Annotated in this window: 16 protein-coding genes; 3 read left to right on the plus strand and 13 right to left on the minus strand. The window is 71.7% G+C overall.

The features are described from left to right. Positions 1 to 51: 51 nt before the first annotated feature. Positions 52 to 702: a triose-phosphate isomerase gene (gene tpiA / locus ACZ432_RS10870; RefSeq protein WP_426962395.1), complete on the plus strand. Its 651-nt coding sequence runs from the start codon at positions 52 to 54 to the stop codon at positions 700 to 702. 571 nt (positions 703 to 1,273) lie between these two features. Here the strand turns inward: tpiA and ACZ432_RS10875 are convergent. The 11 genes from ACZ432_RS10875 to ACZ432_RS10925 all read right to left on the minus strand — a co-directional run bounded on the left by ACZ432_RS10875 (position 1,274) and on the right by ACZ432_RS10925 (position 16,126). Further along, the gene (locus tag ACZ432_RS10875) at positions 1,274 to 2,398 is read right to left on the minus strand and encodes a DUF2891 domain-containing protein (protein ID WP_426962394.1); all 1,125 of its coding nucleotides are present in this window, start codon (positions 2,396 to 2,398) and stop codon (positions 1,274 to 1,276) included. A gap of 97 nt (positions 2,399 to 2,495) precedes the next feature. Beyond that, positions 2,496 to 4,553 (minus strand): ATP-binding protein, encoded by a 2,058-nt coding sequence (locus ACZ432_RS10880; protein WP_426962393.1) that lies wholly within the window; start codon positions 4,551 to 4,553, stop codon positions 2,496 to 2,498. Positions 4,554 to 4,640: 87 nt separating this feature from the next. Beyond that, a complete protein-coding gene (locus ACZ432_RS10885) occupies positions 4,641 to 6,248 on the minus strand; it encodes a hypothetical protein (RefSeq protein WP_426962392.1) in 1,608 nt (535 codons plus the stop codon). A 36-nt stretch (positions 6,249 to 6,284) separates the two neighbouring features. After that, entirely contained in the window at positions 6,285 to 7,775 is a 1,491-nt protein-coding gene (locus ACZ432_RS10890; RefSeq protein ID WP_426962391.1) for a DNA polymerase Y family protein, read from the minus strand. A gap of 133 nt (positions 7,776 to 7,908) precedes the next feature. Then, entirely contained in the window at positions 7,909 to 8,337 is a 429-nt protein-coding gene (gene lrpA1 / locus ACZ432_RS10895; protein WP_426962390.1) for an HTH-type transcriptional regulator LrpA1, read from the minus strand. A 189-nt stretch (positions 8,338 to 8,526) separates the two neighbouring features. Beyond that, complete coding sequence (locus ACZ432_RS10900) at positions 8,527 to 9,465, minus strand: thiamine pyrophosphate-dependent enzyme (protein WP_426962389.1); 939 nt, start codon at positions 9,463 to 9,465, stop codon at positions 8,527 to 8,529. Between the two features lie 3 nt (positions 9,466 to 9,468). Then, entirely contained in the window at positions 9,469 to 11,364 is a 1,896-nt protein-coding gene (locus ACZ432_RS10905) for a 2-oxoacid:acceptor oxidoreductase subunit alpha (RefSeq protein WP_426962388.1), read from the minus strand. Positions 11,365 to 11,537: 173 nt separating this feature from the next. Continuing rightward, positions 11,538 to 12,725 (minus strand): chorismate synthase, encoded by a 1,188-nt coding sequence (gene aroC, locus ACZ432_RS10910; protein ID WP_426962387.1) that lies wholly within the window; start codon positions 12,723 to 12,725, stop codon positions 11,538 to 11,540. 812 nt (positions 12,726 to 13,537) lie between these two features. Then, positions 13,538 to 14,836 carry a UDP-glucose 6-dehydrogenase AglM gene (aglM, locus tag ACZ432_RS10915; protein WP_426962386.1) on the minus strand — a complete coding sequence of 433 codons (1,299 nt, stop codon included), beginning with the start codon at positions 14,834 to 14,836 and terminating at the stop codon, positions 13,538 to 13,540. A 90-nt stretch (positions 14,837 to 14,926) separates the two neighbouring features. Beyond that, a complete protein-coding gene (locus ACZ432_RS10920; RefSeq protein WP_426962385.1) occupies positions 14,927 to 15,250 on the minus strand; it encodes a DUF5789 family protein in 324 nt (107 codons plus the stop codon). Between the two features lie 72 nt (positions 15,251 to 15,322). Beyond that, positions 15,323 to 16,126 carry an enoyl-CoA hydratase/isomerase family protein gene (locus ACZ432_RS10925; protein ID WP_426962384.1) on the minus strand — a complete coding sequence of 268 codons (804 nt, stop codon included), beginning with the start codon at positions 16,124 to 16,126 and terminating at the stop codon, positions 15,323 to 15,325. Between the two features lie 84 nt (positions 16,127 to 16,210). Here ACZ432_RS10925 and ACZ432_RS10930 point away from each other — a divergent pair, with 84 nt between their 5' ends. Further along, positions 16,211 to 16,675, plus strand: a complete 465-nt coding sequence (locus ACZ432_RS10930) for a halocyanin domain-containing protein (protein WP_426962383.1) — start codon at positions 16,211 to 16,213, stop codon at positions 16,673 to 16,675. 49 nt (positions 16,676 to 16,724) lie between these two features. Here ACZ432_RS10930 and ACZ432_RS10935 read toward each other — a convergent pair whose 3' ends face one another. Further along, positions 16,725 to 17,834, minus strand: coding sequence for a mandelate racemase/muconate lactonizing enzyme family protein (locus tag ACZ432_RS10935; RefSeq protein ID WP_426962382.1), 1,110 nt, complete (start codon positions 17,832 to 17,834; stop codon positions 16,725 to 16,727). Between the two features lie 15 nt (positions 17,835 to 17,849). Beyond that, on the minus strand, positions 17,850 to 18,782 hold the full coding sequence (locus tag ACZ432_RS10940; RefSeq protein ID WP_426962381.1) for a 1,4-dihydroxy-2-naphthoate polyprenyltransferase: 933 nt from the start codon (positions 18,780 to 18,782) through the stop codon (positions 17,850 to 17,852). Positions 18,783 to 18,842: 60 nt separating this feature from the next. On the opposite strand from ACZ432_RS10940, the gene ACZ432_RS10945 reads away from it, so the two are divergent. Beyond that, positions 18,843 to 19,430 carry a carboxymuconolactone decarboxylase family protein gene (locus ACZ432_RS10945; protein WP_426962380.1) on the plus strand — a complete coding sequence of 196 codons (588 nt, stop codon included), beginning with the start codon at positions 18,843 to 18,845 and terminating at the stop codon, positions 19,428 to 19,430. Positions 19,431 to 19,529 lie beyond the last annotated feature (99 nt).

A 19,529-nucleotide genomic window follows, 5' to 3' on the forward strand; every position in this document is an offset into this window, starting at 1 on the left:
GGAACTCGCCGACACATGAAGCTATTTGCCCGCCCGGCCCCGCGTTCGCGTATGTTCGTTCTGGTCAACCTGAAGGCGTATCCCTGTGACCCAGTCGCCGTCGCGACCGCCGCCCGCGACGTGGCCGAGGAGACCGGCGTCCGCGTCGCCGTCTCCCCGCAGGCCGCGGACCTGGCCCGCGTCGCGGAGACGGGCGTCGAGACGTGGGCCCAGCACGTCTCGCCGAACGCCCACGGCTCCCACACCGGGTCGACGCTCGCGGAGGCGGTCGCGGAGAACGGCGCGGTCGGCACGCTGATCAACCACTCCGAGCGCCGCCTCAAACTGGCGGACATCGACGCCGCGCTCGAGGCCGCCGACCGCGCGGACCTGGAGACGGTCGTCTGTGCGAACAACCCGGCCCAGTCCGGCGCGGCCGCCGCGCTCGGTCCCGACGCGGTCGCCGTGGAGCCGCCCGAACTCATCGGCGGCGACGACTCGGTCGCGACCGCGGACCCCGGCATCGTCGAGGACGCCGTCGCCGCCGTCGAGGCGGTCGACCCCGCGGTGGACCTCTACTGCGGCGCCGGCGTCTCCACCGGCGACGACGTGAGCGCGGCGGGCGAGCTCGGCGCCGAGGGCGTCCTGCTGGCGTCGGGCGTCGCGAAGGCCGACGACCCCGAGGCGGTGCTGCGCGACCTCACGTGGCCGTACGCGGAGTAGGCACGTCGCCCGGGTCGCGAGATCAGGGTGGCTACGGACGTTCTCGGACCTTCTGTGACAACCCGTGACGAGGACGGGCGGATCGCGTGGGTGCCCTCCAGTTCGAAAGCCTCTGTCGGCGCTCCCTCATACTGATCTGGATCTGCTGTTGATCCTGCTGATCTGGACAGCAACCTCGAAAGCCCCACCGGCTCTCCGTACGAGGCTTTTGTAACTGCTGTTGGTCCTGCTGCTCCTGCCAGCAACACCTCGAAAGCCCCAGCTGGCTCGACCGGCCGCGACACGCGCTGCGCTCCTCGCTCTCCGCAACGCCCGCTGCGGTGCTTGCGGCGCCGGGGCCGGATCGAGCCGACTGCCCCTTTCAGTCCCACCCCGCACTGCGACCGCACCGCAGCCTCACGCCTCCCCAGCCTCGGCCGCGGGCCGGCCGCGAACCGCACAGCAGGCGGCCGGCCCGCGACCTCCCTCGCGCGCGTTTCTCGCGCGCGCCGACCGCATCAGTACCTCAGCATCGCCGCGATCACTGGAGGGAAAACCGTGATCGGCCTCTCACTGTGTCCGCGGCGGACTATCAGTCTCCGCCCCAGGGCGTCGGCGCGATTCCGCCCTCCTCGCGCGTGATCAGGAAGAGCACGAACGACGAGAGCCAGTGCGCGCCCGCGTAGTCGTCCGTGAACGCGCGGTCGACCCCGTAGGTCGCGTGCCGGCCGGCGCTTTCTCGGAGGCGGTCCGCGTGCCGGTGGTCGTCGCCGAGCGCGTCAGCGATCCCCGCCAGCGACCACGCCGTCGCGACGTTCAGTCCGACGAGGTGGAGCGCGACCCCGTCTGCCGAGTCGGGGTCGACCGGCACCGGATCGAGGATCTCGTCGTTCGGCGGCGCGGTCAGATCCGGGAGGAAGCCGTCGAGCCACGTCTCGAACTCCGCCGGCGGGAGCACGCGGCGCATCAGGTCGGCCTCGGTCAGCCCCGGCGAGAGGAAGTCCCAGCCGAGCGGCTCGTAGCCGAGCGGCCAGTCCGCGTCGTCCGCGTAGAACCGGCGCGCGGTGTCGGCCGCCTCGGCCGCCAACCCCTCGCGCCCGACCGTCCGCGCGTAGTCGAGCACGCACGCCAGCGCGAACGCGGAGTTGTCGTGGGTCCCGACGCGGAACGGCCGCTCCTGCGCGAGGAACTCCGACGCGACGAGTTCCGCGATCCGGTCCTCCAGCGGACGGAGGGTCTCGCGCCATGCCGCGGCCGTCTCGCGGCCCTCTCCGTCCGCTTCCTCGGCCCACAGGTGTAGCTCCGCGGCGAGGCGCAACAGCCATCCCCAGCCGTAGGGCTTCTCGAAGGAGTCGTGTTCCTCGAAGTGAGCGACCTCCGCGGCGACGTTCTCGGGCGTCAGCCGCGCGCCCACGCGCTCGCGGACCGCGGCCGCGTCGGGATGGTCGGGGAACAGCCGCAACGCGCGGACCAGCGCCCAGTGGCTGTGGACCGCGGAGTGCCAGTCGAAGCAGCCGTAGAAGACGGGGTGCTGCTCGCTCGGGGGCGTCGGTCCCGCCGGCCCCTCGACCGCGCCGACGTAGTGCGGGTACTCGGTGTCGACGCTCTCCAGTGGGTGCTCGGTCAGTCGCGAGGCGACCGCCGCGTCCACCCAGTCGCTCCGCCCGGCGAGCAGCGCTTCGGCGTCGGCGTCCGCCAGCGAGTCCGGCGTGTTCATGCGTCGACGGCGTCGCTCGCGAGGCTTCAATCGGTCGGTAGCGTGGAGGCGGGTCACACGGATACGGGCCGTACCTGTGACCGGATCTCGCGACCGATCAGGAGTCGAGGATCTCCACGTCCTCGTCGTCGACCGCGTCCGGTTCGTCGTTGGCTGCGTCCGGTTCGTTTCCGTCATCCGTCGCTCCGGCTTCGCTTCCGCCGTCGTCGGCTGCGCGCCCGTCCGATCGGGTTCGGGCGAAGCGCTTCGCGGCATCGCTGAGCCCCGACCGGGAGCCCTCGGCCTCGTCACCGCTCGTCGGGCGCGGACCGTCCTCCGACTCGGGGGCCTCGTCCGTCCCCTCGCTTCCGGCGCCCTCGTGCTCGGAGCCACCGGCCGCATCGGCCGCATCAGACGCATCGGCCGCGCCGGCACGGGGAGCGTCCTCGACCGCGCTGGGGGTCCCGATGTCCGCCTCCGGGGCGTCGCGCCGCTCGCCCGGCGGGACGAACGCCTCCTCGACCTCCGCGACCATCGCCGCCACCTCGTCCTCGGAGAGGCGGTCGGCGTACGCCTCGCGGATCAGGGCCGGGACCGCGTACTCGTAGCTCCCGCGGCCGGCGTGTCTGATCAGGCCGGAGCGACGGATCGGGCGGTGACGGGCGTAGGCGTGCTCGGCGTCGCCGTTGCCGCCCGCGTCGATGTGGGCCGCGAGGGGCTCGCTCTCGCCCTCGCGGCGGTAGTGGCGCAGCATCGCCACCGACAGCTCCGGGAGGCCCGCGATCCGCTCGCGGAGCTCCTCGATGACCGCCTCGCGCGTGCCGTGCTCCATCGCCGCGTCGAACCGGAGCGCCCCTTCCGCGACCGCGTCGCGGCTCACCGGGTCCACGTCGGTCGGCGGCTCCTCGGCGTCCGGCTCGGGCGCACCTGCGTCGGCGGCGTCGGCCGCGCCGGCCGCCGCTTTCCCGCCGTCCGCCGCCTCCCGGCCCTCGGCGGCGTCGGCGGGCGCCGTGTCGTCGGCAGCGTCGGCGGACGCCTCGGCCTCCGCGTCGTAGTCGTCGAGCGCCGACTGGTCGCGGCCGCCCGGCGCGGCGCCGTTCGAGGCGTCACCGCCGCGGTACGGCGCCTCCGCCTTCTGGAGCAGCGCCTGCGCGAACTTGTCCGCCATGTTCGACATGTCGCGGGCGTCCTCCAGCTCGCGTTCCAGCTGGTTGATGCGCTGGCGCTTCTTGTCGAGCTCCTGCCGGAGGTCGGCCATCTCGGACTCGTGGCGCTCCTTCTCGTCGGCGATGGTCTCCAGCTCCGAGACGAGGTCGCCGGAGACGGACTTCAGTTCCGGCCGCTCGAAGTCGTCGAGCCCCGGGGTCGCGCCCGCGTCAAACGTCTGCTTGCGGTGGAACTGGATCCGGCGGATCGACTCGTCCCAGTCGGTCATCATGAACGCCTCGCCGTCGTCCATGTCCTCGATCTCGTCGGCGTACGTCGACCCGAGGATCCGGCTCACGACCTTCGTGTCGTTGTCCCACGTCAGCCGGTGCCACGTCAGCCAGTCGCATTGCGTGATGAAGTCCTTCTTGACGTCCGCGGGGCGCTGGCTGATGCCGACGATGCCGAGGCCGTGCTTGCGGCCGCGCTTCCCGACCTTGATCAGCATCTTGCCCGTCTCGTCCATCCCGCCGCCCTCCGGGATGTACTCGTGGCACTCCTCCAGAACGAGCAGGAAGGGCTTCTTGAGCTTCTTCTCCTTCGCGAAGAGGTGTTTGACCACCTCCAGCAGGAGCTCGTTCGCGGTGTCCTCCTCCAAGTAGCCCGACACGTCGAGGATGATGGGGACGTTCTGTTCGAGCGCCAGCGAGGCGATCTTCTCGGCGTGTTCCGGCGAGACGACGATGTCGCACTCCTCGTCCGCGCCCGCGTGGAGGATTTCGTACTCCTCCTTCAGACCGTAATACTCCCCGTCTGAGTCCACGATCAACACAGGGAAGTTGTTGTCCAGCAGGCTCTCGATGAACACCGACGCCGTGTTCGACTTCCCGGACCCGGACTTCCCCGTGATGAAGCCGCGGCCCGTGAGGATCTCGACGACGGGGACCTCGACGGGCGTTCCGGGCTCGACCCCGGCACCTCCCCTTCCGTCGCTCACGTCCGCGACGTGGATCGTCTCCTCGTCGCTCATTACCCTACAGACGCCCGCCGGGCCTCAAAGACCTTCCCACCGCGTCCGACGTGCGTCTGACGAGCGTGTCGAGGGGAGGATGTCGGGTCAGTACACCAGCAGCCGCCAGACCAACTCGCCGGGACGCGGCGGACCGAGTTCGGCGGGCCGCTCGACGCTCACGTCGACCGCGAACTCGTGGCTCGTCGTCGCGTCGTACCGCCGCGCGTCGTCGCCGTGGACGACCGTCGCGTTCAGGCGCACGTCGACCGCGCGGAGCGTGCCGCGGTCGCGGTCGACCGTGGCGCGGATCCGGGAGGCGGAGACGTTCCGGACCGCGTCTGGGGACCGCCCCTGCGCGGCGCGGTAGACCGCCGCGGGGTCGGTGAGCTCTAAGACGACGCGGTCCGCGTCGCGCTCGACCACCTCCCACCCTTCGACCGCCGTGGGCGGGTTCAGCCCGCTCGCGCGCCACTCGTAGGTGACGTCCCAGTAGACGAAGGCGGGGAGCGCGGCGACCGACTGCTCGGTCTCCGGCGCGGTCCGCGACCCGAGCGCGTAGGCGGCGACCCCCGTCCGCGGCGGGGGCGACCCGACGCCGGTCGAGGCGTACACCTCGGGCCCGACGGCCTCGCCGCGGAGGTACTGCCGGTAGCGCCTGTCCGCGCGGTCGATCCGGTGGCCGACGACGAAGGGTTCGTCGTCCCCCTCGACCGCGACGCGGTAGTCGTGGCTCGCGCGCTCGGTGTTGGCCAAGGCGGTCGCGTACAGCGCGTCGGGGTCCTCGGGGAGCGGGTCGGGCGCCGTGTCGGCGGGTCGCGTCTCGGTGACGCGCACGGCGCCCGCGCCGACCACCAGCGCCGAGGCGACGAGCAGGGCGAGCGCGACGCGCCGGACCGGGAGGTCGCGGTCGGTCGCGGCCGCCCCTCCGCCCTCGTCCTCCGGCGTCCACCACTGCGCGTGGAGCGCGGTCAGGAACGCGAGGGAGAGCCCGATCAGCGCGACGGCGCCGACCGAGACGCCGGCCATCAGCGCGACCCCGACCGCGTCGGGACCTCGGGGCGAACCGAGGACGAGCACCGTCGCCGCCGCCGACAGCGCGAGCGCGACGGGAACGAGGTGACAGCCGGCGGCGACCGCGAGCGATCGAGGGGCGGCGAACGCGCGGACGACCGCGAGCGCGACGCCCTCGACGGCTCCGCGGATCGGCGAGTTCTCGACCTCCGCGGCCGCCCCGAGCACGCTCGCCGTCACCGCGCCCGCGACGGTGCTCCACGCGAGGAACGTCCCGGCGGCGAGCCCGACGGTGGGCCACGCGACGAGCCAGCCGATCCCGAGCGCGTCGCCGCGACCCAGCCAGTAGACCGCGGCCTTCGCGGGGGTATCGACGAGGACGAACAGCGCGATCCCGCCGACGAACGCGGCGGCGTGACCGACGACGGCCACCGCGAGCAGTCGGGGGAGTCGGTTGCGGACGCTCCCGGTTCCGGGGGCGTCTGCGCGTGTGCTTCGGCCGTCGTCCGGAAGACACCGCGGCGTGACCGCGGCGAGGCCGACGGCCGCGACCACTGGCGGCACGGCTATGGCGAGAAGCGGAGTGAACAGCACGGCGACCGCAATCCTGAGAACGGCCTCGACCAGCGTTACCGCGGTCGCGGCGGCGACCAGCCGCGCGTCGTTCAGCGCGGCGGAGAGGGGAGGGCGGAGGGCGGGCATACCCTCCGGCTCGCGGGGAGTTCACTTAAGCGGCGGTCACTCGGCGTCGAACTCCCCGAGCGAGGCCTGCCCCTCGCGGTTCCGAGCGGCGCGCGTCCCGCCCGCTCCGTCCGCGTCGTCCGCGTCGTTCGTCCCCTCTTCGGCTCCCGGTTCGCGACCGACCCAGTCGGTTATCGCCTCGCCGGGTGGCTCGTGGGGGACGTCGTCTTGGACATCGTCGGGGGCGTCGTCCTCGCCGCCGGCGTTCTCGTCGTCGCTGGCCGCGTTCCCTTCGAACCCGCCGAGCGTCGACTGGTCGCTCTCGGCGAAGTCGAGCTTCGAGACGCGAACGCCGAGCTTCCGGGCCTTCTCGTCCGCGAACTCCTCGAGCAGGTCCAGTGCCACCTCCTCGACCAACTCGGGGTCGTCGACCGGGCCGGGGAGGCTCCGGGCTCTGGTGTTCACGTCGTACGGCGGCGTGACGACCTTCACGCCGATGGTCCGGTATAGACACTCCCGCTCGCGGGCGCGCCGGGCGACGTCCGCCGCGAGCGCCCGCACGCGCTCGCGTTTCGTCTCCGCGTCGTCGGTCGGCGGCAGCGAGGACTCCCGCGAGAGGCTCTTGGGGAGCCCTGTTGGCGTCACTTCGCGGTCGTCCTCGCCGCGGGCGCGCTCGTGGAGCTCGCGGCCGCGCTCGCCGAGTTCGGCCTCCAGATCGGCGGGGTCGGCGGCCGCCAGGTCCCCCGCGGTCTCGATGCCCATGTCCGCGAGCGTCCGTGCGGTGACCGGCCCGACGCCGTGGACCTCCTCGGTTGGCAGCGGTGCCAGAAACTCCCGGACGCGGCCGGGCGGAACCACGACCAACCCCTCGGGCTTGTCGAAGTCGCTGGCGATCTTCGCGGCGGACATGTTGGGCGCGACGCCGACGCTGGCGGGGACGCCCGCCTCGCGCTCGATGCGGTCGCGGACGTACCGGGCGTACCCCTCCGCGAGCGTGCGGCGCTCGGCCGGGCCGGCCGCGGCGCTCGCCGACGGATCGGCGGCCGCTCCGGACTCGGCGCCCGCCTCGGCCGCCCCGGCCCCAGCGGCGTCCCACGACGTGCGCCCGGTCACGTCGAGGTACGCCTCGTCGACGCTCACCTCGCGGACGACCTCGGCGCAGTCGTGGAGCACTTCCTTCACGTCCGCCGCGATCGACTTGTAGAACGCCATGTCGACGGGACGGTAGTGGGCGGTCTCCTCGGGGTCGGGCGCGTCCGGATCGTCGGGGTCCGCGTCGGCGCGGCGCGGGAGGTTCCGGAGCGCCTTCGAGATGGGGTCGGCGCTGTTCACGTCGAACGCGCGCGCCTCGTAGCTCGCGGTCGCGACCGCGCCGATGGTCTCGCCGGGCTCGTACCCCATCCCGACCACGACCGGCTCGCCGCGGAGGTCCTCGTCCCGCAGGCGCTCACAGGAGGCGTAAAAGCAGTCCATGTCGACGTGGAGGACCACGCGCTCGGCGTCGTCGTTCGCGTCGTCGGTCGCGCCGGGGAGCGTCCCGCCGTCCATCGTGAGAGCGTCCGCGGGCCGCGGACATAAACGCCAGCCTCCCGCGGCGGAAGTGGCGCGGGCCGCGTCGAGTCGGCCCGGTTAGTCGGGCCGCGCCGAGCCGACCGGGACGCCGCCGAGTCGGTCGCCGCTTCTACTTCAGTCGTTCCTGGAGGAAAGAGGGATGCGCGGCGGTGACGCCGTCGATGGTCAACAGTTTCTCGCTTATCACGTCGCCGAGTTCGTCGCCGTCACCCGCACGGACCTCCGCCATCAGCATGTGGTCGCCCGAGGAGGTGTACAGCGCTTCCACCTCCTCGAGGTCCTTGATCGCGCGCGTCGCTTCGACGTACTGGCCGCTGTCCACGTCCATCCCCACCAGCGCGATGGACTGCCCGGAGAGCTTCTTGGGGTCGACGTCGGCCGAGTATCCGACGATGACGCCCTCCTCTTCCAACTTGCGGATGTACTTGCGAACGGTCGGCTTCGAGACGTCCGCGCGGTCGGCTATCTCGGCGTAGGAGGCCTGAGCGTCCTGCTCCAACACGGAGAGGATGCGCTCCTCCGTCGACACGGTACTCATGCCTGGAACTTTGTCGCCACGGAAAAAATACCTTGCGAACCCGAAAACGGGTTGCGCGACGCGAAAAACGCCAGCCGACCGCGCCGTCATCGTGCGGTTCTCCCGCGAACCGCGGACGTTTCGCCCCGGATCGCGTCCGGTGGCGGGGCGGTGAGGCGGTCGACGAGGCGACCGCGCGAGTCAGTCGCCTCAGGCGTGCTTGTCGAGGAAGCGGTCGTACGAGCGCTCCCAGTCGTAGTCGTCGTCCCAGTAGCGCTCCGCGAGCGGCTCCTCCGGCATCTCGCCGATGGACTGCTTCTCCTGCTGGTAGGAGGGGCGGTCCTCGTCGACGTAGAAGCGTCCGGTGAGGACCTCGCCCTCGTAGAGCGCCTCCTCCGTCTGCCGCATCATCTCGGCGGCTTCGACCTTGTCGGTCTTGTCGAAGTCGTAGTCGTCGGACTCGTTGACGTCGATGTAGGGGACGTACTGGCGCGCGTCCTTGTTCCAGGTCGGACACTGGGTGAGGAAGTCGACGTGCGCGAAGCCGTCGTGCTCCATCGCTTCCTGCAGGATCTCCTTCGCCTGGTTGGGGTTGACCGCCGCCGTGCGGGCGACGTAGGAGGCGCCGGCGTTCAGCGACATCGAGAGCGGCTTGATCGGCTCCTTGGCGCTGCCGTGCGGCTGCGTCTTCGACTTGTGACCCTTCGGGCTCGTGGGCGAGGTCTGGCCCTTGGTGAGGCCGAAGATCTCGTTGTTGAACACGATGTAGGTCATGTCGTGGTTCTCGCGAGCCGTGTGGATGAAGTGGTTCCCGCCGATCCCGTAGCCGTCGCCGTCGCCGCCGGCCGCGATCACTTCGAGGTCCGGGTTGGCGAGCTTCGCCGCCCGAGCGACGGGCAGCGAGCGGCCGTGGATCGTGTGGAAGCCGTAGGAGTCGAGGTAGCTGTTCAGCTTGCCGGAACAGCCGATCCCGGTGACGAGCAGGGTCTCCTCGGGGGAGCGCCCGACCTCCGGGAGCGCCTGCTTCAGCGACTTGAGGACGCTGAAGTCGCCACAGCCCGGACACCACGTGGGCTGCGGTTCGACGCTCGGGGTGTACTCGTCGCGGTCGACCTCTCGCTCCTCGCCGATTGCTGAGAATGCGCTCATGGGTTAGTCACCTGCCGCGGGGACGAAGGTGGTCTCGTTGCCGGGGATCTCCGCGTCGCCGTCGACGACGACGCGCTCGAACCCGTCGACGACCTCGCCGGGCTCGAAGGGGTTCCCGTTGTACTTCAGCAGGCTCGACAGCTGCTCTCCGTAGCGGCCGAGGTTCTTCTGGACGAGCCCGCGGAACTGTCCGGAAGCGGTCATCTCCACGACGAGCACCTCGTCGACGCTCTCGATGAACGCGGCGACCTCGTCGGTCGGGAACGGCAGCATGTCCGAGACGCCGAGCGACTTGACCGAGTGACCGGCCTCGTTGAGCCGGTCGACGGCCTCCTCGACGGTGCCCTGCTGGCTGCCGAACGTCATGATGCCGTACGTGGCCTCGTCGGGGCCGTGATACGCCTGCGTGGACTCGGTGTCCAGGTCCGCGCGGATCGCCTCCAGCTTCTGCGTGCGGCGGTCGATCTGCGCGACGCGGTTGTCCGGGCTCTCCGCGATGTGGCCCGTGGGGTCGTGCTCGTTGCCCGTCGCGAGGTAGCGGCCGCCCTTCTGGCCCGGGACGGACCGCGGGGAGACGCCGTCCTCCGCCTCGTGCTGGAAGCGGTGGAACTTGCCGTCCTCGCTGTGGGGCTGCTCCGCCAGCAGGTCCTCCGAGAGCGTCTTCCCGAGCGTCGGGTTGGGCTCGCGGTCGAAGTGGCTCTTCGGGACGTTGACGAGCTCGCCGCCGAGCTTCTGGTCGTACAGCAGGATCGTCGGGATCTGGTACTCGTAGGCGAGCCTGAACGCGAGCCGCGACTGCTCGTACGCCTCCGCCACCGTGCCGGGCGCCAGCACGACGCGCTGGGAGTCACCCTGCGAGGTGTAGAGGACGTGTTCGAGGTCGGACTGCTCCGGCTTCGTCGGCATCCCGGTCGAGGGACCGGCACGCATCGCCTCCACGAGGACGACCGGCGTCTCGGTCATCTCCGCGAGGCCGAGCGGCTCGGACATCAGCGCGAAGCCGCCGCCCGAGGAGCCGGACATCGCCTTCACGCCGGCGTGGGAGGCGCCGACCGCGAGCGCGGCCGCCGCGATCTCGTCTTCCACCTGCTCGGAGATCCCGCCCAGTTCGGGCAGGTTCTTCGTCATGATGGTGAACACCTCGGTCCACGGCGTCATGGGGTAGCCGGCGATGAACCGACAGCCCTCGTCGATGGCGCCGTAGGAGATGGCGTCCGAACCGGACATCAGGAGCTGCTCCTCGTCGTGCTCGCCGGTCGGGACGGAGACGTCGTGGGCGTCCACGTCGTACTCCTCGCGGACCTGGTCGTAGGCGGTCTGCAGGATCTCGAGGTTCGGCTCGAGGATCTTCTCCGGCATCGCGTCGCGCATGAGGTCCTGGACGTGGTCCAGGTCCATCCCGGTCAGCGCGCAGGTCGCGCCGACGCCGGCCGTGTTCCGCATGACCTCGCGGCCCTGCTCCCGCGCAAGGCCCCGCAGGTCGAGCGGGTAGACGTGCCAGTCGTTCTCCTCGGCGCGCTCCTCGAAGTCCGGGATCTCGGAGGCGTCGAGCAGCCCCTCGTCGTAGACGATGACCCCGCCCTCGCGCAGCTCGTCGAGGTTCTCCGAGAGCGGCTTGATCTCCTCGTTCCCGTAGACGGCACCCTCCGAGGGGTTCCGGGCGAAGGAGTCGCCCAGCGCCAGGAGGAAGTTGTAGCCGTCGCCGCGGGACTTCACCTCGTCCGCGGACGCGCGGATCTCCGTGTAGGTGTGGCCGCCACGGATCCGCGACGGATAGTGCCGATGCGTGAACACGTGGAGCCCCGACCGCATCAGGGCCTTTGCGAAGTTCTGGCTTGTCGAAGCGATCCCGTCGCCGGACCCCCCCGAGATTCGCCAGATGAGTTCGTCGGTAGTCATATTGTGCCTGGCCCTCCGTAGGCCTAGTGTCTCAGGGTTTCGCCGCGCCCGTAATAGGGCTTGCTATGGATTCACAATGAACGATTGTGGGAGATTCCGGTCCGCGCAAGAATTGCGGCGGCGGCCCGTGGGTTCTGGGTGTTCGGCGACTCGTCGCGAAAAGGCGCTCCGGCCTACTCGCCGTCCGGCCGCTCCGCGTGGTAGTCGGTGTCGTACTCGCCCGGTCGGCCGTCCAGCCGGTCCGGGTTGATCCGCCCGGCGAGCAGCATGAAGTCGAGGACGGTGCAGTAGATCATCGCCTCCACGACCGGGACCCCGCGCGGGGGCAACACGGGGTCGTGGCGGCCGACGACCTGGATGTCCTTGGCCTCCCCCGTCTCCCAGTCGACCGTGGTCTGCTCGCTCGGGATGGAGGTGGGGGCGTGGAGCGTCACCTCGCCGTAGATGGGCTCGCCGGTGGTGATGCCGCCCTGTAGCCCGCCGTGGGCGTTACCGACCGGGACCGGGTCACCCTCCTCGCTCGCGGTCTCGGGGTGTGACTCCCCGTCGTCGAACTCCCAGTCCTCGTTGCGCTCGGTGCCGGGGACCGACGCGGCCTCACGGCCGAGGCCGAACTCGAAGGCGGTGGTCGCGGGAACCGCCATCAGCGCCGCGCCGAGCCGCGAGGGGAACGAGTCGAACCGCGGCGCGCCCAGTCCGCGGGGGACCCCGCGCGCCTCGAAGTAGATGGAACCGCCGATGGAGTCGCCCTGCCGCTGGTACTCCTCCGCCAGTTCCTGCATCTCCGCGGCCGCCTCGGGGTCCGCACAGCGCACGTCGTTCTCCTCGCTCTCCGCGAGCAGCTGCTCGAAGCTCACGTCGCCGGCCTCCACGTCGCCGATGCGGTTGACGTGCGCCTTTATCTGCACGTCGTGGTCGGACTGTTCGAGCACCTGCTTGGCGACCGCGCCCGCCGCGACCCAGTTCACGGTCTCGCGCGCCGACGACCGGCCGCCGCCGCCCCAGTTGCGCGTCCCGAACTTCGCGGAGTAGGTGTAGTCGCCGTGGGAGGGCCGTGGCGCGGTGACGTACGGCTCGTACTTGCCCGAGCGCGCGTCCTTGTTCTCGATGGTCATCCCGATGGGCGTGCCCGTGGTGTAGCCGTCCTGGACTCCCGAGTTGATCTCGACCGCGTCGGGCTCGCCCCGCGAGGTGGTGATCATCGACTGGCCCGGCTTCCGCCGGTCGAGGTCGCGCTGGATCGCCTCCGTCGAGAGGTCGACGCCCGCGGGACACCCCGACACCGTGACGCCCATCGCGTCCCCGTGGCTCTCCCCGTAGGTGGTCACCTGAAAGAGGCGACCGAACCGGTTCCCGTTCATTACCTCGTCGTTGGGACGCGGGCATTTAGGCGTTGCACTCCGTGCAAGCGGGCGGCCGAACGGTCGTACGCGCACGGTGGCCCAGTAGGCGGAACCCGGGCAGAACTGCGACTCCCGTGTTGTGGCGGTTGCGGGCGGTTACGGTGCCATGGCGGTGATTGTGGGGTTGCAGGCGGTTACAGGCAGTTGCGGAGCGGTGCTGTGCTGTCGGCGCGCGCCGCGGCGACCGCGAAGCGTGTCGCCGCGACCGCGCGAGGGAGGCGGTGGCGCGGCCGCCTGCTGTGCGTTGCGGTTCGCGGCCGCGCCACCGCCGAGGCTGGGGAGGTGCGAGGCTGCGGCCGCGGTGCGGTTGCGGTGCCGGGTGGGACTGAAAGGGGCAGTCGGCTCGATCCGGCCCCGACGACGTAAGCACCGCAGCGGGCGTTGCGGAGAGCGAGGAGCGCAGCGAGGCGCGGTCGGTCGAGCCGACTGGGGCTTTCTGGATGATGCCGCCCCGATCAGCAGGAGCGACAACAGACACAGAAAAAGCGCTGTATAGAGAGCCGGCTGGGGATTTCTGGATGATGCCGCCCCGATCAGTAGGAGCGACAACAGACACAGAAAAAGCGCCGTATAGAGAGCCGGCTGGGGCTTTCTGGGTGTCTCCATCCCGAGCAGCAGGATCGACAGAAGTCACAGAAAACCCAGACACGTCGCAGGAAGAGTCGGCTGGAACGTTCAACGCGACTCCGTACCGGTCACGACGCAGCGACCGCTGACGGGCTCGCCGTCACGATCACCGCGGTCCCCGCATCGATCAGTCCCGAATCACGCTACCACGTCAGCCCCTCGTAGGTGATCCCCTCGCGGCGCTCGACGATCCGGCGCCCGTCGACGACGACCGGGTCGGCCATGGCGTCGAACTCGTCGTCGAGCGCGGCGAACTCGTCCCAGTCGGTGACGACGACCGCGCCGGCCGCGTCCTCCAGCGCCGCCGCGGCGGAGTCGGCGTAGGAGACCTCGCCGTCCGAGAACTGCTCGCGCATGTTCGCGGTCGCGACGGGGTCGTAGGCGACCACCTCCGCACCGCGGGCGAGCAGGCCCTCGATGACGGGGATCGCCCGCGAGTTCCGCACGTCGTCGGTGCCGGGCTTGAACGCGAGTCCGAGCACCGCGACGCGTCGCCCGCTCACGTCGACGTGGTCGTCCAACAGGTCGAGCAGGCGCTCCGGCTGGCGGTCGTTCACCGCGACCGCGGCCTCCAGCATCGCGGGGTCGTAGCCGGCCGCCTTCGCGGCCGCCGTGATGGCCGCCACGTCCTTCGGGAAGCAGCTCCCGCCCCAGCCGACTCCCGAGCGCAGGAACCGCGCGCCGATGCGGTCGTCGAGGCCGACCGCCTCCATCACCTCGTAGGCGTCGACGCCGAACTCCTTGCAGACGTTGCCGAGGTCGTTCGCCAGCGACACCTTCGCCGCGAGGAAGGCGTTGTTGGCGTACTTGATCAGCACGGCCGTCGCGGGGTCGGTGCGGACCACGTCGGGGTCCTCGATCGCGATAAGCGGCTCGTAGACCGTCTCCAACCGCTCCAGCGCCCAGGCGCCGTCCGTCCCGAAGACGACCTTGTCCGGCTGCTGGAAGTCCTCGACGGCGGTCCCCTCGCGCAGGAACTCGGGGTTCGTCGCGACGCCGACGCGGTCGGCGGCCTCGCCAGCGCCCGCGAGGACGGCCTCGCGGACCTCCTCGACGCCGGGCGGCGTGACGGTGCTCTTGACGACGACGAGGTGGCGCTCGTCGGGACCGAGGTCGGCCAGCGCCTCGCCGACCATCTCCCCGGCGGCGGTCAGCCCGCCGAGGTCGATACTGCCGTCCGCGCGCGAGGGCGTGCCGATGGCGAGGAACGTCACCTCGGCCGCGGCGAGGTCGTCGTAGGACGTCGTCGCGCGCAGGCGGTCGCCGACGTGTTCGGCCAGCAGCGCGTCGAGCCCCGGTTCGTGGATCGGCGCGCGCCCCTCGTTGAGCGTCGCGACGACCGCCTCGTCGATGTCGATCGCGGTCACGTCGTGGCCCATCTCGGCCAGGCAGGCCGCGAGCGTCGTCCCGACGTAGCCGCTCCCGACGACGTTGATCTGCATACGCGATGGAACCGCGCCGGGCCTCAAGAGTGTTGCTCGACGGAACGGAGCGCGAACACGCCGTGGCCGGTCGCTTCGTGAACCGCGCCCTCAAAACGGCAGCAGGTCCCGCAGCCGCGCGATCGGACCGCCGCCCCGCCGGCGCCGGCGCTCGAAGACGGGGTGCAGTTCGTCGAGCAGTTCGGTCCGCGTCTCGAACCGGTCGGCGTCGGTCTCCGCGAGCGCGGCGTCGAGCGTGACGGTGTGGCCCGACGCGTCGTACGGGACCTCCGCGTTCCTGACCGCGGCGCGGACCTCCTCGGCCGTCGCGGGGAACTGGAGCTCCGTCTCGTCGAGGCGGGCGTCCAGCGCCGCGATCCCGAACTCGATCGCGTCCGGTTCCTCGGTACCCCCGGTCGGCGGTCTGGCTGCCATCGGGGAAGCGTGTGGCCTCCGGGCCCAAAAATCCGGCTCCGTCGGTCGCGTGTCTCGGCCGCCCCCAGCCCCTCAGCGCCCCTCGAACTCCGGTTCGCGCCCCTCAGTGAACGCCGCCACGCCCTCCGCGTGGTCCTCGGAGTCGAGCACCGCCGCCTGCGCGGCGGCCTCGTTCTCGATGGCCGCGTCGAGGCTCCCGTCCGCCCCGTGTCTGAGCAGGCGCTTCGAGGTGCGGAGGGCGACGCTCGGCCCCTCGGCGATCCCGGCGATGAACGACTCGGCCTCCTCCTCGAACGCCTCGTCGGCGTAGACGTGGTTCGCGAGTCCTAGCTCCAGCGCGCGGTCGCCGGCGACGAGTTCGCCGGTGAACACGAGCTCCCGGGCGACGTTGTCGCCGACGAGCCGCGGCAGGAGGTACGAGGTCCCCGAGTCGACCGCGAGACCGACGTTTCTGAACCCGAAGCCGATCGACGCGGACTCGGAGAGGAGCTGGATGTCGCAGGCGATCGCGAGGTTCCCGCCCGCGCCGAACGCGGGGCCGTCGACCTTCGCGACGGTGGGGAACTCGCACTCCGCGACGCGCCGGACCGCCCGGCCGGTGTCGCGGGCGACGTGGCGGACCGCGTCCGCCAGCGGTTCGTCGCCCTCGTGCCGGTCGACCATCATCGACACGTCGCCGCCGGCACAGAAGGCCGGCCCCTCGCCCTCCAGCACGACGACGCGCGCGTCGGACCCCTCCACCGCGTTCACCGCGTCGACGATCCCGCGGGCCATGTCCACGCTCAGGGCGTTCCGGCGCTCGGGCGCGGTCAGCACGATCCGCGCGACCCCGCCCTCGCGCTCCAGTCGCACCGCGTCGGTGTCGGGTTCGGTCATGGTCCGGACCTTTCGCGGCCGGCATATAGCCGTTTCCCGCCGGCGGAGCGCGGTGCTTTACCGTCCCCTCCGCCAAGGCCGCCCATGGACGAGACGACGCGGCGGCGGGTGCTCGCGGGCGCGGCCGGTCTCGGTACGGTCGCGACCGCGGGCTGTCTGGGCGGTTCGGGCGGCGGAGACGGCGAGGCCAAGGAGCTGTACGGCGACTGGTTCTCGGGCGTCGGGAACTTCGACGGCACCGAGAACGTGCTGGGACAGGACGCCATCCGCATCGCGGTCGGCGCCGCCGGCGGGTTGGCCTTCGCGCCCCCGGCGGTCCGCGTGCGGACCGGGACGCGGGTCGTCTGGGAGTGGACCGGCGAGGGCGGCACCCACGACGTGACCGAGGAGAACGGCGTCTTCGAGTCGGACACCCACCGCGAGTCCGGCAGCACCTTCGAGCACACCTTCGAGGAGACGGGCGTCTACCGTTACGTCTGTACCCCCCATCAGGCGAGCGGGATGCGCGGCGCGGTCCACGTCGTCGACGAGGAGTACGAGGCCGAGTAGCGACCGTCGGACGGCCGAGTAGCGACCGTCGGACGGCCGAGACGGCCGATCAGAACACGAGGTCGTCGAACGCGCCGCCGGCGACGCCCGGGTCCTCCGGAACCCCGATCGCCCCGTCAGTCACGGGCGCCGGGTCCGGCGCCAGGTCCTCGCCGAGCAGGGGCGCGGTCGCGAGGCCGCAGGCGGACACGTCGGGGATCGCCGCCGCGACGTGGACCGCCGCGGTCCGGGCGACGACCGCGTCGACGGTCGTGGTGACGACCGGTTCGACACCGGCGTCCCGGGCGCGGACCGCCGCCGCGAGCGCGCGGTCCGGCCCCCCAAGCGCCATGGGCTTGAGCACGACCGCGTCCGCGGCGCCCGCCGACAGCACCGCGTCGAGACCGGCCGCGGCCAGCGACTCGTCGAGCGCGACGCCCACGTCGAACCCCTCCCGGAGCGCAGCGTGCCCGGCGAGGTCTTCCGGCGGGAGGGGTTGCTCGACGGACGCGAGGTCGATCTCGGGAGCGGCGGTCGCCGCGAGCGCGCGTTCCGCCGTCTCTCGGTCCCAGGCGCCGTTAGCGTCGGCACGGAGGGCGACGCGAGGAGGAACGGCCTCGCCCGCGGTCTCCGCGGCGTCGTCGACCGTCTTTCTGACGGCGCGCAGGCGTTCGAGATCCGCACCGAGGTCGCGAGCGCCGACTTTCACCTTCACCGTTCGGAACCCCGCCTCGACCGCCTCGCGGGCCGCGGCCGCGGTCGTCGCCGGGTCGCTGTCACCGACGGTGGCGTTGACCGGGACCGCGTCCGTGGGTGCGGACAGGCCCTGACTCGCGGCGAGGCGGTCGGCGAGGGACTCACCTGCCGCCCGCGCGTCGGCGTCGAGGCGTGCGAGCGAGACCGCGTGACGCGCCGCGGGCGCGTCCGAAAAGCGCTCGGCGTCGAGGTCGGGCGGGCTCGCGTCCGGGCTCGCCCGCTCGGCCGCGGCCTCCAGCGCACGCTCGCACGCCGCGAGCGACTCGGTCCATCCCGGGAGCGGCGTCGCCTCGCCCACGCCGCGGGACGGGACCGCGTCCGCCTCCGGATCGACGCCGACGACGAACCCCTCGCGCTCCGCGATCTCACCCCGGGCGGTCCCGAGCGGGCGTGCGAGCGGAAGCGAGAAGCGCCGTGCGTGCATGATCAGGCGATCACCTCACACCGCCAGCCCGACCGCGAACAGGCCGGCGTAAGCGGCGAGCAGCTTCCCGGTCGCCTCCAGCGCCGGGTTGAGCGCCTCGCCGCCCGTCTCGGTCAGGACCGTCCGGCTCACGCTCGCCGCGAGCGGGAGCGTGAGAAGCGGTGCGAGCACCGGGAGGTCGTAGCCGTCCCGGAGTATGAACCAGACGGGCGTCAGGTACGCGAGCGCGAGCAGGGCGAGGAACTGGGCGCGGGAGAAGCGGTAGCCGAACCGGACCGCGAGCGTCCGCTTGCCGGTCTCGGCGTCCTCCTCCAGGTCGCGGACGTTGTTCACCACGAGGATGTTCGTGGAGATCGCCGCCACCGGGAGGCTGGCGACGACGGCCGCGAGCGTGACCGTCCCCTCGGGGATCCCGGTGGGGAACGGCCCCGCGAGGAGGGCTGCCGCCTGCACGTAGTAGGTGCCCGTCACCGCGACGACGCCGAAGAAGACGAAGACGAACACGTCCCCGAGGCCGTGGTAGCCGAGGGGGTAGGGGCCGCCGGTGTACGCGACGCCCGCGGCGACGGACACCAGCCCGATCACGAGGATGGGGACGCCCCCCACGTAGACGAGATATGTCCCCACGAGGATCGCGGCCGCGAACGTCAGCCACATCGCCCGCTTCACCGCCGGCGGCTCGATGATCCCCGCGGCCGTGACGCGGGTGAACCCCTCCCGGTCCTCGGTGTCCGCGCCCTGCACGGCGTCGTAGTAGTCGTTCGCGAAGTTCGTCCCGACCTGGATCAGCGCGGCCCCGACGAACGCGAACAGCGCGGGCAGCGGGGCGAACACGCCGTCACCGACCGCGAGGCCGACGCCGACCGCGACCGGCGCGGCCGCCGCGGGGAGCGTCTGCGGGCGGGCCGCCATGACCCACGCCCGCGTCCGCGATACCTCAGTGCTCATTGGCGGTGGTTGGCCCGAGCGCCCCCTTAAGGTTACCATCGGGCGCGTCGTAGCGGGGACATGGCTCGCGTACCCTACGTCGACCCCGCGGACGTGCCGGCGGAGCACCGCGACCTGCTGAACTCCCGCCTGCAGGGGAAGCCCCTGAACCTCTACCGCGCGCTGGGCAACGCGCCCGCCGTCCTCGTGGGCTTCAGGGGCCATCTCGAGGCGCTCTGGTCGGAGACGGGACTCACCGAGCGCGAGCGCGAGCTCGTCATCCTCGCGAGCGCGGCCGCGGTCGGGAGCCGGTACGAGTGGCACCAGCACGTCAACATCGCCCGCGACGCGGGGATCGACGACGAGGCCATCTACGCCGTCACCGCGTTCGCGTGCGAGGACCCCGAGACGCTCGCGGACGCCGACGCGCTCGCGGACGCGGGGCTTGACGCCGACGAGCGCGCGCTGGTGGCGTACGTTCGCGCGGTCGTTCGCGGGGAGACGGACGACGCGCTTCACGCGGCGCTCGCGGAACACTACCCAACGGACACCGTCGTCGGCGTCGCGGTCATCGCTGGCACGTACACCGGTCTCGCGCACGTCATTGACGCGTTGAAGCTGGACCTGGAAGCGGACGAGGAGCCGCTCCACGAGTGGGACCCGCGGTGATCGGGACCCGCGGTGAGTGGGCCCCGCGGTGATCGGGACCCGCGGTGAGTGTCGGGTCGGACGGTCGCGTACGAGCGGACACCCTCGCGCGAGAGCGCC

This window comes from Haloparvum alkalitolerans, assembly GCF_055381565.1.